The sequence below is a fragment of the Streptomyces sp. NPDC002884 genome (assembly GCF_040295245.1).
Taxonomy (GTDB): domain Bacteria; phylum Actinomycetota; class Actinomycetes; order Streptomycetales; family Streptomycetaceae; genus Streptomyces.
Map to the genome: position 1 here is coordinate 214,472 of NZ_JBEOVB010000013.1, position 15,691 is coordinate 230,162.

General features: G+C 70.9%; 13 protein-coding genes. 6 read left to right on the forward strand and 7 right to left on the reverse strand.

Annotated elements, in window-relative coordinates; all coding sequences use genetic code 11:
* Positions 1-21 precede the first annotated feature (21 nt).
* A complete protein-coding gene (locus tag ABT070_RS25700; protein WP_351764215.1) occupies positions 22-2,130 on the reverse strand; it encodes a prolyl oligopeptidase family serine peptidase in 2,109 nt (702 codons plus the stop codon).
* Here ABT070_RS25700 and ABT070_RS25705 point away from each other — a divergent pair.
* From ABT070_RS25705 to ABT070_RS25730, 6 genes are all read left to right on the forward strand, one after another.
* Positions 2,129-3,571 (forward strand): acyclic terpene utilization AtuA family protein, encoded by a 1,443-nt coding sequence (locus ABT070_RS25705; protein ID WP_351764216.1) that lies wholly within the window; start codon positions 2,129-2,131, stop codon positions 3,569-3,571. The genes ABT070_RS25700 and ABT070_RS25705 overlap by 2 nt on opposite strands.
* Positions 3,572-3,922, forward strand: a complete 351-nt coding sequence (locus tag ABT070_RS25710; protein ID WP_351764217.1) for an AtuA-related protein — start codon at positions 3,572-3,574, stop codon at positions 3,920-3,922.
* A gap of 4 nt (positions 3,923-3,926) precedes the next feature.
* Positions 3,927-5,186 carry a metal-dependent hydrolase family protein gene (locus ABT070_RS25715; protein ID WP_351764218.1) on the forward strand — a complete coding sequence of 420 codons (1,260 nt, stop codon included), beginning with the start codon at positions 3,927-3,929 and terminating at the stop codon, positions 5,184-5,186.
* Between the two features lie 148 nt (positions 5,187-5,334).
* Positions 5,335-6,759 carry an aminobutyraldehyde dehydrogenase gene (locus ABT070_RS25720; protein ID WP_351764219.1) on the forward strand — a complete coding sequence of 475 codons (1,425 nt, stop codon included), beginning with the start codon at positions 5,335-5,337 and terminating at the stop codon, positions 6,757-6,759.
* A 14-nt stretch (positions 6,760-6,773) separates the two neighbouring features.
* Complete coding sequence (lysA, locus tag ABT070_RS25725; RefSeq protein ID WP_351764220.1) at positions 6,774-8,036, forward strand: diaminopimelate decarboxylase; 1,263 nt, start codon at positions 6,774-6,776, stop codon at positions 8,034-8,036.
* A gap of 96 nt (positions 8,037-8,132) precedes the next feature.
* Positions 8,133-8,930 carry a hypothetical protein gene (locus tag ABT070_RS25730; RefSeq protein WP_351764221.1) on the forward strand — a complete coding sequence of 266 codons (798 nt, stop codon included), beginning with the start codon at positions 8,133-8,135 and terminating at the stop codon, positions 8,928-8,930.
* Positions 8,931-9,082: 152 nt separating this feature from the next.
* On the opposite strand, the gene ABT070_RS25735 is transcribed toward ABT070_RS25730, so the two are convergent.
* The 6 genes from ABT070_RS25735 to ABT070_RS25760 form a co-directional block, all read right to left on the reverse strand.
* Entirely contained in the window at positions 9,083-11,149 is a 2,067-nt protein-coding gene (locus ABT070_RS25735; protein ID WP_351764222.1) for an iron ABC transporter permease, read from the reverse strand.
* A gap of 8 nt (positions 11,150-11,157) precedes the next feature.
* Positions 11,158-12,138, reverse strand: a complete 981-nt coding sequence (locus ABT070_RS25740; protein ID WP_351764223.1) for an iron-siderophore ABC transporter substrate-binding protein — start codon at positions 12,136-12,138, stop codon at positions 11,158-11,160.
* Positions 12,135-13,004 carry an ABC transporter ATP-binding protein gene (locus ABT070_RS25745; protein ID WP_351764224.1) on the reverse strand — a complete coding sequence of 290 codons (870 nt, stop codon included), beginning with the start codon at positions 13,002-13,004 and terminating at the stop codon, positions 12,135-12,137. Before ABT070_RS25745 ends, ABT070_RS25740 begins: the two co-directional genes overlap by 4 nt.
* Before the next feature lie 58 nt (positions 13,005-13,062).
* A complete protein-coding gene (locus tag ABT070_RS25750; protein WP_351764225.1) occupies positions 13,063-13,626 on the reverse strand; it encodes an MSMEG_1061 family FMN-dependent PPOX-type flavoprotein in 564 nt (187 codons plus the stop codon).
* A gap of 96 nt (positions 13,627-13,722) precedes the next feature.
* Positions 13,723-14,778: a maleylacetate reductase gene (locus ABT070_RS25755; protein WP_351764226.1), complete on the reverse strand. Its 1,056-nt coding sequence runs from the start codon at positions 14,776-14,778 to the stop codon at positions 13,723-13,725.
* The gene (locus ABT070_RS25760) at positions 14,775-15,644 is read right to left on the reverse strand and encodes a dioxygenase family protein (RefSeq protein ID WP_351764227.1); all 870 of its coding nucleotides are present in this window, start codon (positions 15,642-15,644) and stop codon (positions 14,775-14,777) included. The genes ABT070_RS25755 and ABT070_RS25760 overlap by 4 nt, the downstream gene beginning before the upstream one ends.
* Between the last annotated feature and the right edge of the window lie 47 nt (positions 15,645-15,691).

Consider the following 15,691-nt stretch of genomic DNA (forward strand, 5'->3'; position numbering starts at 1 on the left):
CGCTATCCGGGGTCTCATCGGTCAGCCCGCGTCGTGTCTCGCGCCTGCCGCGCCCCACCCGGCCGGGCGGGCCTCGGCATCCCTGACGTAGCGCACCATCCAGTCGACCAACGCCTCGTTCTGCGCGCGGCGCGACGGCACCGGACCCGAGACGGAGCCTTCGTGCGACGCGTCGGGCAGCATGAGCATCTCGGCGACGCAACCCGCCCTCCGCAGTACCGAGTAGAACTGCTTGCTCTGCTCCGGCGGGCAGCGGTGGTCGGCCTCGCCCTGGATCAGCAGGGTGGGCGTGGTGCAGGTGTGGGCCATGGTGATCGGCGACAGATTCCGGTACCGCTCGGAGTCGGTCTGGGGCAGGGCGTCCAGCACCGCGGGCAGGAAACTGAGCCCCACGTCGCTGCTGCCGTACATGCTGGAGAAGTTCGTCACCGGATTCTCGATGACGGCGGCCCTGAACCGGTCGGTGCGGCCGACGATCCAGCTCGACATGTAGCCGCCGTACGACAGACCGGCGACCCCGAGTCGCTCCGGGTCGGCCCAGCCCTCCTCCACCGCGAAGTCCACCGCCGCCGTCAGGTCACGGAAGTCGTCGTTGCCCCAGTCGCCGATGATGGCGTCGGCGAAGTCCGTGCCGTAGCCGCGCGAACCGCGGGGATTGACCATGAGCACCCCGAAACCGGCTCCGCACAGAAGGTGGGCGTCGGTGACGTAGGCCTCCCCGTAGGCCGCCTTGGGTCCGCCGTGGATGAGCAGCACGGTCGGCAACGCTCCGACGGCGAACGCGGGCCTGAGGAACTTGGCCTGGATCGACGGGCCGTTCTTCGTGGGGACGCGGAAGGTGGTGGTCGTGCGGGGCCCGGTGCAGGCCCGGTTCCGGGTCGCGGTGTCGGTGATCCGCGTGTCCTCACCCGTGTCCAGGTCGCGGACCCAGAGGTCGGGCGGGCTGATGAGCGTGCCGGTGGCGTGGAGCAGACGGCGCCCCGCCACCGCCAAGGGGTAGTAGCAGCCCGGTCCCGCCAGGACGGTCTCGGCGCGCGGCTCGCCTTCCAGGGCGATGCGGTGCACCTCCAGGCGGTCCTCGACGTGCACCCGCAGGAGAGCGTCGCCCTCCTGCACGAGCAGACGCGCGTCGGGGTCCATGAACGGGATGGCGATGTCGCCCAGCACGTCGCCGTTGACGTCGAGACCCAGACCGGCGGTGCGCTCGACCGTGCGCCCGGGCGGCGCTTGCTCCGTCGCGTCTCCGGCCGGATCGAGGGTGAACAGCCGCCCCGTCGAGCGCGGCTTGGCACCGAGCGAGGTCACCGCGATCCGGCCGTCGCTCATGGCCGCCAGCGAGAAGATGTCGAGTGTCCGCAGATGTTCGGTGACCGTCGGATCGGCTCCGTCGGCGCCGACGGAGCGGACGGCCGCGATGCTCTGCTGCCATTCCTGCGGCCCGAAGCCGGCCCGGAAGGCGATCCGCGCGGGACCGGCCGGCCCGTCGCCCGGCCCGTCGGGTCCGGGCCCGCCCGCCGGCAGCAGCCAGGTCGGCTGACTGTTGACCCACGCGTCGTCGGTGAGCCGGGTGTGCGTCCCCGTGTCCAGGTCGTACACGAAGATGTCGGCGGTCGCGTCGTCGACGAAACCGAGTCCGTCCACCCAGCCGATCACCCGTGTGACCCGGTACGGCGCGCCGTCGACACGCGTGCGGAGCGCCGCCGCGTAGGCGATGCGGCGGCCGTCGGGGCTCCAGGCCGGCTTGCCCCGGACCGAACGGTCGGGTGCGTCGGGATCGACGAGCACCTCGAAGTCCACGGCGGCCACGTCCGGCACGTCCGGCACGTCGGGGAGGCGTGCGAGCACGATGCGGGTGGCCGGGCCGTCGCTCGACAGGAATGCCAGACGGCTGCCGTCCGGCGAGAAGCAAGGGGTGTGGTCGCAGTCGCCGAACTTCAGGACAAGGGGAGCCTCACCGGGCTCGGTCACAGCGCTCAGTCGCAGGTCGCGTCGCTCGATGTCTCCGTCGACGCGGGAGACGGACCAGGCGGCGAGCCTGCCGTCCGGGCTCAGATCGGCGCTGTGGATCAGCTCCATCGCATCGACGGCCTCGGCGATAGCGCGGTCGGATCCGGTTTCGGTCGCGGGCATGGGCACTCCTCCACTCGGGTTTCGTAACTATATTACGAGTTACAGAAGTTCCATGTACACTTTGGACATGGCCACCATCCACGCCTCCGACAGCGGGCGGGGCACGCTCCGGATCGGCTCCGGCGCCGGCTTCGCCGACGACCGGATCGAGCCGGCGGTAGAACTCGTCGAATCCGGAGACATCCAGTACCTCGTCTTCGAGTGCCTGGCCGAACGCTCGGTCGCACTGGCGGAACTGGACCGGCGGCGCGATCCCGGCCGCGGCTACAACCCATGGCTCGCCGATCGCATGGAAGCCGTGCTGCCGGAGTGCGCACAGCGAGGCATCCGGATCATCACCAACATGGGCGCGGCCAATCCGCGTGCGGCGGGCGCGGTCGTCACCGAGGTCGCGCGCGCCAGGCAACTGCACGGACTCACCGTCGCCGTGGTGACGGGGGACGACGTGCTCGACCGTGTTCTCGAGCGACCCGAACTACCGCTGCTGGAGGGTTCCGGCTCTGTCGGATCCCTCGGTGACAGCATCGTGTCGGCCCACGCCTACCTGGGTTGCGACGGGATCACCGACGCACTGGGCCAGGGTGCCGACGTCGTGATCACGGGCCGGATTGCGGACCCTTCGCTCTATATTGCACCCCTTGTCCATGAATTCGGCTGGGACACCGACGACTGGAACCTGATCGCCAAGGGCGCCTGTGTCGGGCACCTGCTGGAATGCGGGGCCCAGGTCACGGGCGGCTACTTCGCGGACCCGGGCTACAAGGACGTGCCCGATCTCGCCAATCTGGGATTCCCGCTCGCCGAGGTGCAGCGGGACGGAACCTTCACGATCAGCAAGGTGGAGGGGTCGGGCGGCATGGTGACAGGCGATACCTGCACGGAGCAGCTGCTTTACGAAGTGCACGACCCGTCGGCCTACACATCGGCCGACGTGGTCGCGGATTTCACCACTGTCCGGTTCGCCGAAATAGGCCGGGACACCGTGCTGGTCCGCGGAGCGCGCGGCCGGCGACGCCCGGACGACCTGAAGGTCTCCGTCGGCTACCGGGACGGCTTCACCGGGGAGGGACAGATCTCCTACGCGGGCCCCAACGCCCTGGCCCGGGCCGAGCTGGCACTGGAGATCCTGCGCGAGCGGCTGCAGAAGCGCGGCATGGCCGCCGACACGACGCGCTACGAGCTCATCGGCGTCGACTCCGTCACCCGCGGCCTGAATGCGGGCGAGCCGGGCGCGATGAACGAGGTCCGGGTCCGCGTCGTCGGCCGGACGGACACCGCCGGCCAGGCCCGAGGCATCGCGCACGAGGTCAGTGCCATGTGGCTCAACGGCCCTGCCGGCGGGGGCGGCGTGGTCTGTTCCGTCACCGAGCGGATAGCGATCGCCTCGGTACTCCTGCCGAGATCCGAAGTATCGGCAACGGTCACGATTTCGGAGGTCTAGATGCTCCTGCACGAGATGGCACACGCCCGTTCCGGCGACAAAGGCGATATCTCGGATATCTCGGTCATCGCCTACAACGCGATGAACTTCCCGCTGCTGCTGGAACTGGTCACCGCCGACCGCGTCCAGCAGCATTTCTCCGGCTTTGTCGCGGGCAACGTCCGGCGATATGAACTGCCGCAATTGCACGCGCTCAAGTTCGTCCTCGACGGCGCGCTGGACGGCGGCGTCACCCGCAGTCTCAACCTCGACATACACGGTAAATGCCTCAGCTCGCTGCTCCTCGGCATGGAACTCGGTGAAATCCGGGAGCCGTCGGGGCCCAGGAGTTCGAATGACCAACGGAGGTAGCCCCATGGGTTCGACCGAACGTCCCGCGATCCCCAGGAGAACCCTGTTCCGGGGCGGGCTCATCGCCGACGGCACGGGGGCGGAGCCCCGGCTCGGCGACCTGGTCGTCGAGGGCTCCCGGATCGTCGACGTGGGGACCGGACTCGACGGCGACACAGAGGTGGACCTCGAAGGGAAGTCGATCCTGCCGGGACTCATCGACTGCCACGTCCACGTCATGATCGGCAGCATCGACACCGTGGACCGGCTGCAGACCCCGTTCTCCTACCCGTTCTTCCAAGCCGCTCGTCATCTCCGCATCCTGCGGAGCATCGGAATCACCCACGCACGGGACGCGGCGGGAGCGGACCTGGGCGTGAAGCTCGCCCTGGAGGACGGACTGCTCGAAGGGCCCCGGCTGCAGATCGCCATCTCGATGCTCAGCCAGACAGGCGGCCACTCCGACGGCTGGCTGGCCTCCGGAAACTGCGTCGAGAACAGGATCGCGCACCCGGGCCGGCCGCGCGGAGTCGTCGACGGCCCGGAGGAGATGCGCAAGGCGGTCCGCGAGGTCATCCGGGCAGGGGCCGACGCCATCAAGGTCGCCGCGTCCGGCGGGGTCATGTCGCCCCGCGACAATCCGCACCACGCCCACTTCAGCATCGAGGAACTCAGCGTCGCCGTCACCGAGGCGAGCGCGGCGGGCCTGCCGGTGATGGCCCATGCCCAGGGTGCCGTCGGCGTCAAGAACGCGCTGCGTGCGGGCGTGCGGTCGATCGAGCACGGCGTCTTCCTGGACGACGAGGCGATCGAGCTGATGCTCGAACGCGGGGCCTTCCTCGTGCCCACCCTGCTGGCCCCGAAGAGCGTGCTGGAGGCGGCGGCGGGCGGTGCGCGGCTGACCGACGCCACGATCGCCAAGGCCCACGAGGTCGCCGACGCCCATATCGACTCCTTCAAGCGGGCGTGCGAGGCGGGGGTCACCGTCGCCATGGGCACCGACGCGGTGGGACTCGCCCCGGGGCGCAACCTCGAAGAGCTCGACCTGATGAGCGCCAACGGCCTGAGCCCCGCCAAGGCGCTGCGCGCCGGCACCCTGGACGCCGCCCGGCTCCTGGGCGTCGCGGACAGCTACGGCAGCATCGAGCCGGGCAAGCGGGCGGACCTGGTCGTCGTGTCCGGTCACGCCCACGACTTCAGCGGCCTGGCGGACCGGATCGAGGCCGTCTACATGGACGGTGCGCTGGTGGAGTCCAGGCACGTCGGGACGCGCGTCGCAGCCTGACGCTCGAGGCGTCCCCAGCACGGAACAACACTCGGCAACGTTCGTAATTCTCTTACGATTACGATACAGTAACTACGTAACCCTTCGGGCGCGGACCCTCCGAACAGTCGGGCACCGGCCGTCTGGGCATACGACAGGAGTCCCCCGTATGACCACCCATGTCGTCGGCACGTTCGTCAACGGCGCCCCCGGCGCCGGTCCCGGGCAGTTGCCCCTCGTCAACCCCCGCACCGGGGAAGTCCATGGCTTCACCGCGGTCTCCCGAGCCGACGAGGTGAACGCCGCCTTCGACGCGGCCGTCACCGCGTTCCGCACATGGCGGCACAGCACCCCGGGCGAACGTCAGGCCGCGCTGCTGGCCATAGCGCTCGAGATGGAGGAGCGGGCGGACGAATTCGTCGCCGCCGAATGCGAGGAGACCGGTAAGCCGACCGAATTCTTCCGCTCCGAGGAACTGCTCCCGATCATCGACCAGTTGCGGTTCTTCGCAGGCGCCGCCCGCATGCTGGAGGGACGTGCGGCGGCGGAGTACGTCCGGGGCCACACCTCCATGATCCGCCGCGAACCCGTGGGCGTGGTCGCGTCGATCGCCCCGTGGAACTACCCGCTGATGACGGCCGTCTGGAAACTGGCGCCGGCCGTGGCGGCCGGGAACACGGTGGTCTTCAAGCCGGACGCGGCCACTCCGTCCAGCGCGCTGCTGCTGGCCGAGATCTGCGGGCACCATCTGCCGCCGGGCTGCGTGAACCTCGTCTGCGGAGACCGGGAGACAGGCAAGCTGGTCGCCGGCCACCCGCAGGCGGACATGGTGGCCATCACCGGATCGACCCGTGCCGGCACCGAGGTGGTCCGCGCCGCCGCGGACGATGTGCGCAGGACACACCTCGAACTGGGCGGCAACGGCCCCGTCCTGGTGTTCGAGGACGCGGACGTGGCCCACTGCGCTCAGGTGATCGCCGAGTGCGCGTTCTACAACGCGGGCCAGGACTGCACCGCGCCCTCACGGATCCTGGCGCACGCCTCCGTCCATGACGAGTTGGTACGGGAACTGGTCGCGCACGCCGGGGCACTCGCCCGGGTCGACCCGGGCAACGCCCGCGACGGCCGCAGCCCGCTGATCAGCCGGGCACAGCTGGAGCGGGTCGCGGGACTCGTCGAACGCCGGCGCGACACCGCCCGGACAGTCACCGGCGGAAAGGCGGAGGACGGCCCCGGCTTCTTCTTCCAGCCGACCGTCGTCACGGGGGTCGCGCAGGACGACGAGATCGTCCAGGAGGAGATCTTCGGACCGGTCCTGACCGTGCAGACCTTCACCGACGAACAGCACGCGATCGACCTGGCGAACGACGTCCGTCACGGTCTGGCGTCCAGCGTGTGGACACGCGACGTCGGCCGCGCCGTCCGCGTCACCAGCGCACTCGACTTCGGGATCACCTGGGTCAACACCCACGTCACGACGGCCGCCGAAATGCCGCACGGGGGCTTCAAGCAGACCGGTGAGGGCAAGGACCTTTCGCTCTACGGCCTGGAGGCCTACACCCGGATCAAGCACGTGATGTTCGCATGGACATGAGGGCGGAGACAGACATGGGACCCGAGATCGTCGAGCTGTTCCCCGAAGGAACGACCATCGAGCCGGGCCGCGGCCTGAAGGTCGGGGGGGTGGCCCTGTCCGAGGTGGCCGACCGGTACGCGACGCCCGTCTACGTCGTCGACGAGGCAGGCCTGCGCGCACGGATACGGCGTTACCAACAGGCGTTGAGCGCGAGCTGGCCCCGTTCACAGGTCGTCTTCGCCTCGAAGTCCTTTCCGGCCGTGGCGGCGTACCGGCTGATGGCGGAGGCGGGGCTGGGCGTCGACGTCGCCGGCCTCGGCGAGCTGGCCGGAGCTCTTCGAGCGGGTGTCGACGGCAGGAACCTGGTGCTGCACGGCAACGCGAAGACCACGGCCGAGATCGAGATGGCGGTCGGCGCCGGTGTCGGGTTGGTCGTCATCGACAACTTCGCGGACATCGACCGTCTGGAAAGGTCGGTGACCGGCCGTCAGGACGTCCTCGTTCGGGTGCTGCCGGAGGTCCGTGCGGAGACCTACGAGGCGGTGGCCACCGGGCAGAAGGGCTCCAAGTTCGGACTGCCCCTGGACCAGGTCCCCCGGGCGATCGCTCGCATCCGTGCCAGCACGAAGCTTCATCTGAGCGGCCTGCACACGCACATCGGCAGCCAGATACTCGCGGTGGAACCGTTCGTCGCAGCGGTCCGGGCACTGGCCGACCTCGGAGAGTTCGAGACCTACGACTTCGGCGGCGGCCTGGGCGCCCGCTACACCTACGACGACCACCCGCCCGAACCCGAAGAGTGGATCGGCGCCCTCACCGACGCCGCCCGGCAGTATCTGCCGGCCTCGTCCCGGTTGCTGATCGAACCCGGCCGCAGTCTGGTGGCGCGCTCCGGGGTGAGCCTCTACCGCGTGGTCAACGTCAAACGAGGCGACCGCGTCACCGTCGCCGTCGACGGCGGCATGGGCGACAACATGGAAGTCGCCCTGTACGGCCAGCGGTTCGAGGCCACCGTCGTCGACCGGGTCGGAGGCGGTGAACAGGTCGACCTCGTGGGGCGGCACTGCGAGTCCGGCGACCGGCTCAGCACCGGCGTGGCCCTGCGGTCACCGCAGGTCGGCGACGTCATCGCGGTCCCCGTGACCGGGGCGTACTGCTACACCATGGCCAACAACTACAACGGGGCGCTCAAGGCGCCGGTCGTCTTCTGCGCCGACGGGCGGACCCGGGAGGTCGTCCGCCGCGAGACGCTCGCGGACTTCTTCGCCCGCGACACGTCGGCCCCGACACCCTAGAAGGGCACGAAGCCCACGGCAGACCACATCAGCAGATGGGCTGCAAAGGTCATGGTAAAATATTTATCATCTCACGATACGGAGTACGCTAGCCGCATGGTGGATACCCCGAAAGATGGCGCGACGAAGTCGACACGCACGCAGTCGACCGGCTCGCGGCGTCCGCTGCGCCGACACCGCCCCCGCGAGGAAACCCGCGCCCTGCTGCTGGCAGCGGCGACGAACCTCGCCATCGAGCGGACCCGCCCCGAATCGGCGAAACTGCACAACCCGCTGGCCGACATCCGCATTTCCGATGTCCTCGTCGAGGTGAACCGCCGCAATCCCGACGAAAAGAAGCTGACGACCGGCGCCTTCTATCAGATCTGGCAGGATCAGGCCGCTTTCCAACGGGAACTGATGAGCCATGTGATGGACGAGATCGCCACCCCCGGAGCAGGGCAGATCCAAGCCCTCGCCTTCGAACTCGTCGCCGACGGGGAAGCGCCCGAGGAGATCTTCCGCCAGATCAGCGAGGCCGACTTCCGGTGGACGAGTGCGTCTCCGGAACTGTTCCTGGCGCTCGGTCTGGGGGCCCTGGCCCCGGTCGACATGGTGCGGGACGCCCAGACCGAAGCGAACGAACGCTATGTCAACGCGACGGACCACCTGTTGAGCATCCTGCTGCGCTACGCACGCCGCCGCCTGAAGCCCGACCGCACCATGGAAGATCTGATCTGGGCCATCGAGGCACTCTCGGTCGGCTATCTGCTGCGCTCACGCACGCACCCGGACATTCCCCAGCGGACGGACGAACGCGGCTGGAGCGTCCTGGCGAGCGCCTACCTCGGCGTCGTCCACGCATTCAGTGAGCCGCTGCCGGAAGACACGGAAGAGGCCGGGACGCCCGCGTGAACTGAGCCGGATCGCCGCCGGATCGAGCAGGCACCGTCGTGGCCGACGGGGGGGGGACGGCCGGGCGCGCCACCACGGCGCGGCCGGCCGCATCCGCCGGACGGCTCCTGCTCGACCCGGTGACACGGACCTGCGGCCCCGGCACGCCGGGGCTACCGCCGGCCGCGCACCAGCAGATACAGGAAGTACGGCGTACCGATCACCGCCGTCATCAGGCCGGCGCCCAGCTGGGCGGGGGCGATGACGGTGCGGCCCAGCAGGTCGGCCGTGCAGACCAGCGCGGCGCCGAGCAGCACGGCGACCGGCACCACCCGGACGTGGCGTCGGCCCACGAGGGCGCGCGCCGCGTGCGGCGCGACCAGTCCCACGAAACCGATGGTGCCGGCCGAGGCGACGGCCGTCGCGCTGAGCAGCACGCTCACCACCAGGAACCCGAGCCTGGCCCGGGACAGTCGCAGGCCGAGCAGCCGGGGCGTGTCCGCGTCCAGCGAGACGAGGTCCAGCTCGGTGCGCCGGGCGACCGCGAAGACGAGGCCCACCGCCAGCACGAGCGCCACGGGCAGGACGTCCGGCATGGTCCGGCCGTACGTCGAACCGGACAGCCAGGTCAGCGCCTTCGTCGCGTTGAACGGGTCGGTGAGCACGATGAGCAGGCTGATCAGCGCCGTGGTCCCGGCGGCCGTGCCGATACCGACGAGGACCAGCCGGTTCTGCTGGTAGCCGCCCCGGGCCGCGAGCCCGAAGACGAGGACGGAGGTCACCGCGGCGCCCGCGAAGGCGGCGCCCGCGATGCCCCAGGTCCCGGCGACGGGCGAGGTGGTGACGAGCAGTACGGCCCCCAGCGCGGCGCCGCCGGACACACCCAGGACGCCGGGCTCCGCGAGCGGGTTGCGGGTCACGGCCTGCACGAGCGTGCCGGCCAGGGCGAGCGCCGCGCCCGCGCACAGCGCCGCCAGGACGCGGGGCACCCGGGTGTCGAGGACGAAGGACACCGCCCGGCCGGCCCGCCCCTGCGCCCAGTTCGCGACATCGCCGAGCAGCAGCTTGCTGTCGCCGATCAGGACGCCGGCGATCGTCACACCGACGACCACGACGACGAGTACGGCCACCGTGGCAAGGAACGCCGTCCGGCTGGGGATGCGCAACCGGTCCGGCGCGTCCGCCCCGGCCGTGTCCCGCAGCCGCAGGGCCATCACCACCAGGAACACGGCGCCGACGAGGCTGGTGACGACACCGGTGGGGACGGCGACCGCCGTGTCCGGGGGCACGAGGATCCGCAGCAGTACGTCCGCCCCGAGGACCAGCCCCGCGCCGACCAGGCCGGCCACGGGCAGCGTCGTCCGGGCCCGGGCGAAGCCCCGGTACCGACGGGCGAGCGGTCGCACCAGGGCCGGAGCGCACAGGCCGACGAAGCCGATGGGCCCGGCGAGCGTGACGGCGGCCGCGGACAGCAGCGTCGCCAGGACGACCACCGTCAGGCGGGTCGCGCGCACCGGGACGCCCAGCCCGCGCGCCGCGTCGTCGCCCAGGGCCAGCGCGTCGACCCGACGGGCGGTCAGCAGCAGGCCGACGAGCCCGACCAGGACGACGGGCAGCATCTGCAGGACGCCGTCGAAGCCGTTCTGGCTGATGCTGCCCTGGTTCCACTGGTAGAGGCCCTCGGTCTCCTGGGGGAACAGCAGGAGCAGGCCTTCCGTCACGGAGCCCATCCCCAGCGCCAGCGCGGTGCCGGCGAGGACCAGCCGTACGGTGCCCGTGCCGAGGCCGGACAGGGCGAGCACGACGGTCGCGGCGAGGAGTCCGCCGGCGAAGGCGACCCCGGAGGAGGCGATCATCGGCAGCGAGACGCCGGTGACGCCGACCAGCCCGAGCGCCAGATACGAACCGGCGTTCACCGCGAGGGTGTCGGGAGAGGCGAGCACATTGCGGCTGACGGCCTGGAGCACGGCGCCGGCCACGCCGAGGATGACGCCGACCATGACGCCGGCGGTCATCCGCGGCAGCCGGGAGGCGATCACGACGGAGGCGTCGGCCGGATCGGACCGCCCGGTCAGGGCCTTGAACACCTCGGCCGGTCCGACGGCGGCGGTGCCCTGGGTGATGTCGACGACGGCGAGGGCCGCGACCAGGAGGACGAGGGCGGCCGTCACCGCGGCCGCGCCCGTCCGGGACGCGGCCGCCGGCGGACGGAGCGCGGGGGGCGTTGCGGTGACGGCCATGGCCGGCGCTACTTCGTCAGCGCGTCGACGACGGCGTCGATGTACGCCTCCATCGACTCGGGACCGCCGAACATCCAGATGCCGTCGGGCAGTCGGTGCACCTCGCCGGCCTTCACGAACGGCAGGGACGTCCACACGGCGTTCTTCGCCAGCGCACCGGTGAAGGGGGTGCTGCTCGCGTCGTCGTCGTTGCCTATGTAGGCGAACTTCACGTCCTTCGGCAGGGCGGTGAGGCCTTCGACGTCGGTGGTCCCGAGGCCGTAGGCCGCGTCGCCCTTGACCGTCCAGGCGTTCTTCAGGCCGATCGCCTCGTCGACGGCCCCGATGAGCGAACCGCTGGTGTACGGGCGCAGGGAGACCTGGTTGGAGGCGACGTAGCCGTCGGCGAAGGCGTACTGCGCGCCGGCGAGTCCGGCGTCGGCGAGCGCCTTCTTGCCCTCGGCGACCTTGGCCTCGAAGCCCGTGCGGGCCGTCTCGGCCTTGGCGGTGGTTCCGGTGGCCTTGGCGATGAGGTCGAGGTTCTCCAGCATCTGCCCGATCTGGTCGGAGCCGTCGGCGGACGTCACCTCCAGCACCGGGGCGACCTTGCGCAGCTGCTTCACGGCGGCGGGGGTCAGATCGGTGGTGGCCACGATGAGGTCGGGCGCGAGCGAGGCGATGGTGTCCATGCTCGGCTCGCCGCGGGTGCCGATGTCCTTCGGCTCGTTCTTCAGCGGGACGGCGGTGTCCCACGTCTTGTAGCCCTTGACGTCGGCGACGCCGACGGGGTCCACGCCGAGCGTGACGAGGCTCTCGACGACGTTCCACTCGGTGGCGACGACCTTGGTGGCCGGACCGTCGAGCTTGATCTTCGTGCCGGTGGCGTCGGTGAGGCTGATGGCCTGGGAGGGCTTCTCGGAGCTGTCGGCGGCAGGCTCGGTGGTGCCGCAGGCGGCGAGGGTGAGCGCCGCGGCGGTGGTGGTGGCCGCGGTGAGCAGGAGGCGTCTCATGAGGTGGTGCCGAGCCTTTCGGTTCGAGTGTGTCGAGTGTGATGGCGGCCGATCGGGCGGGTGCGCAGCCGGCCGGTCAGGGGGTCGGTGTCGACGTCGATCCGGATGCCGTAGACAGCCGTCAGGCGTTCCGGTGTGAGGACGTCCTCGGGCAGGCCGTCGGCGACGATCCGGCCCGCTTCGAGCAGGGTGATCCGGTCCGCGACGGCCGCCGCCTGGTCGAGGTCGTGCAGGACGACGCCGACGGCGATCCCGTGGTCGTCCGCCAGGTCGCGGATGAGGTCGAGGAGTTCGATCTGGTAGCGCAGGTCGAGATAGGTCGTGGGCTCGTCCAGCAGCAGTACGCCGGTCTCCTGGGCGAGGCAGCCGGCGAGCCACACCCGTTGCAGCTGGCCGCCGGACAGGTGGTCGGCGCCCCGCTCGGCGAGGTCCGTGACACCGGTCAGCGCGAGCGCCCGGTCGACCGCGGCCGACGCGTCCGGGTCGGGCCTGCCGAAGCGGCCCCGGTACGGGTAGCGGCCGAACTCGACGACGTCCCGCACGGTCAGTCCGCTGGGCGTGGGGCGGCCCTGGGTCAGCAGGGCCACGTGCCGGGCGAACTCACGGGTGGTCAGGGTGAGGCCGTCGGTGTCGGCGTCGATCCTGAGCGTGGCGTGGCGGGGTGTCTGCAGGCGGGCGATGGTGCGCAGGAGCGTCGACTTGCCGCTGCCGTTGGGGCCGACCAGCACGGTCACCTCGCCGGGCCGGAGCGCGACCGAGGCGTCGTGCACGACGTCGACGCCGTCGTACGACACGGTCACACCCGTGGCCGACAGTTCATGACCGCGTAGACGCGGGGTGCCGGCTGCTTCTTCACCAGATCTCACGCGACGAAGGTTAGCCTAACCTAAACTTAAGTCGATCAGAGGTGCCCTGCTCCACCGCTCAGCCCGTCTGCCACGACGCCGGATTCCATACGCCCGAGCGCCGCAGCGACTGCGGGCAGTGGAGATAGACCTCGTCTATCTCCAGGACCAGGGCGAGCGTGGGCCGCCGGCCGTCGTGCGTCATGGCGTCGAAGAACGGGGCGTCGGCGAGGATGCGGGCCCGGCCGTTGACGCGCAGGACCTCCTTGCCGCCGGGGATCAGATAGAGCAGGCCGGCGTGCGGGTTGTCGAGGATGTTGTGGAAGCTGTCCCCCCGCCGGTTCCCCGGCCGGTCGGGCAGGGCGATCGCGCCGGAGTCGATGACATGGGTGAAGCCCGGAGCGTCTCCACGCGGGGAGACGTCGCAGTTGCCGTGCGCGTCGGCGGTGGCCAGCAGGCAGAACGGCGAGCGGGCGACGATGTCCAGGTCCTGCTCGGCGAGCCGGTCATGGACCTTCTCGATCACCACGGGCCAGGGCTCGCCCAGCAGTTCGCGCAGGGCGGCCCGCGACTCCAGCTCCACCCAGCCCTTCTCGGTCACGGCGTCCCGTCCGGCCCCGGCGGTATCGATCGTGTGCGGCAAGGCCGACTCCCCTGTGCATGCGTCCGGCAGATAGTTGCACAGGGAACATTAACCGAGTAAGGCTTGGCTTGCCTTACTTGCCATGGCTTCCGCCGCTCAGACCGCGAGGCTTCCGTTCAGGGCGTCGGTGAGGAGCGCACGCAGGGCTCCTTCGGTGACCGGGCGGGGGTTGGCGTAGGGCTGGGCCCGCGCCTGGGCGATGATCTCGTCGAAGTCGCGCTCGCCGAGCCCGAGTTCGGCGAGAGAGCGCGGGGCGCCGAGGCCGGCGGCCGCTCGCGCGAGGTGCCCGGGTACGTCGTCGGTGGCGAGGGCTCCGCGCAGGACCCGGTCGGCAGCGGGCGCCGCGGGAAGGTTGAAGGCGGCGACGTACGGGAGCAGGACGGTGTGGGTGGCGGCGTGCGGCAGGTCGAAGGTGCCACCGAGGATGTGACAGAGCTTGTGGTGCAGGGACATGGTCGTGACACCCAGGCAGGCCCCGCAGAGCCACGCTCCCCGGAGCGCGTCCGTGCGGGCGTCGACGTCCCGCGGATCGGCGGCGACGGCGGGCAGGGCGGCGGCGAGCGAGCGCACCCCCTCCTCGGCCATCAGGGACACGATCGGCGAGGCGTCGGGCGCGTACAGGGCCTCCACCGCATGGGCGACGGCGTTGAATCCGCTGGTGACGGACACCTGGACGGGGAGACGGAGGGTGAGTTCGGGGTCGTAGATCACGGCGCGCGGCAGGACGGCCCGGTCTCGGCCGGTGCGCTTGCGGCCCTGCTCGGTCAGGCCCCACACGGGGGTCATCTCCGAGCCGGCGTAGGTGGTCGGCACGCCGATCACGGGCAGGCCGGTGTCCCGGGCGACTGCCTTGCCGAGGCCGACGGCGGAGCCTCCCCCGACGGCCAGGCAGCCGTCCGCGCCGGCCTCGCGGGCGGCCGCGCGGGCCGCGTCGGCGGTCTCGGCCGGCACATGCGTCCGCGCCTCGCCGAACAGTCCGGCGCAGGCGTCGCCCAGCAGCCCGGCGGCCCGCTCGGCGAGCGCGCGCTGACCGGGGGTGGACAGCACCAGCAGCCGCCGTAGACCCAACCGGGCAGTTTCCTGCGGCAGTTGGGCGAGACTTCCGGCGCCGAAGACCACCCGCATGGGCAGCGCCTCGTACGTGAACGTCATCGTGACGTCTCCGCATCCGGCGCCAGGACGATGTCGAAACCGGCGTGGGTGAAGGGCGCGGTCACTCCGTAGCGCTCGGCCGCGCGCTCGTCGTTCGACTCCGCGAAGTCGGTGATCAGGCCCTGTTTGACGGCGAAGACGGCGTCGGAGTCGAGGTAGGGGCCGTCGGCGACGAACGTGTGGGTGGTGACCGGCCGATGGCCCCCGGCGCTCGCGATGAAGTGGACGTGGGCGGGCCGGAAGGGGTGCCGGCCGGTGGCGCGCAGCAGGGTGCCCACCGGCCCGTCCGTGGGGATCGGATAAGGGGACGGGACGACGGTGCGGAACCAGAAGCGGCCCTCGTCGTCGGTACGGAACAGCCCGCGCCCGTTGCCCGGCGGCTGGACATCGGGCCGCTGCACGTCGTAGAAGCCCTCCTCGTCGCACTGCCACACATCGAGCTCGGCGCCCGGCAGCGGGGTGCCGTCGGTGGCCAGCACCCGGCCGGAGACCACACAGGGGCGGCCGGTGCCGAGAAGGTCGATGCTGTCGCCGAGGTCCCGGCGGGGGGACTCGGTCATGTGGAACGGGCCGAGGACGGTGCTCTCGGTTCCCTCCTCCACCCCGTTGAGCGTCTCGACGAGCATCGACACGCCCAGGACGTCGGAGAGCAGGACGAACTCCTGCCGGGTGTCGTCGCACTTCTGCCCGACGGCGGTCAGGAACCCGATCGCCTCCTCCCACTCCCCCGGAGTCGGCCCGACGTCCCGCACGAAGGCGTGGAGGTGACGGGTCAGGCTCTTCAGCACCTCCCGCAGCCGGGGGTCCTCGGTGTTGCGGAAGCTGTCCACGACCGCTTCGGTGGCGGTCTCGACAGTGAAGTCCATGGTCGTTCCTCGCGGTTCGGGGCTTCCTGGCCGACGGTCTGGTCCTC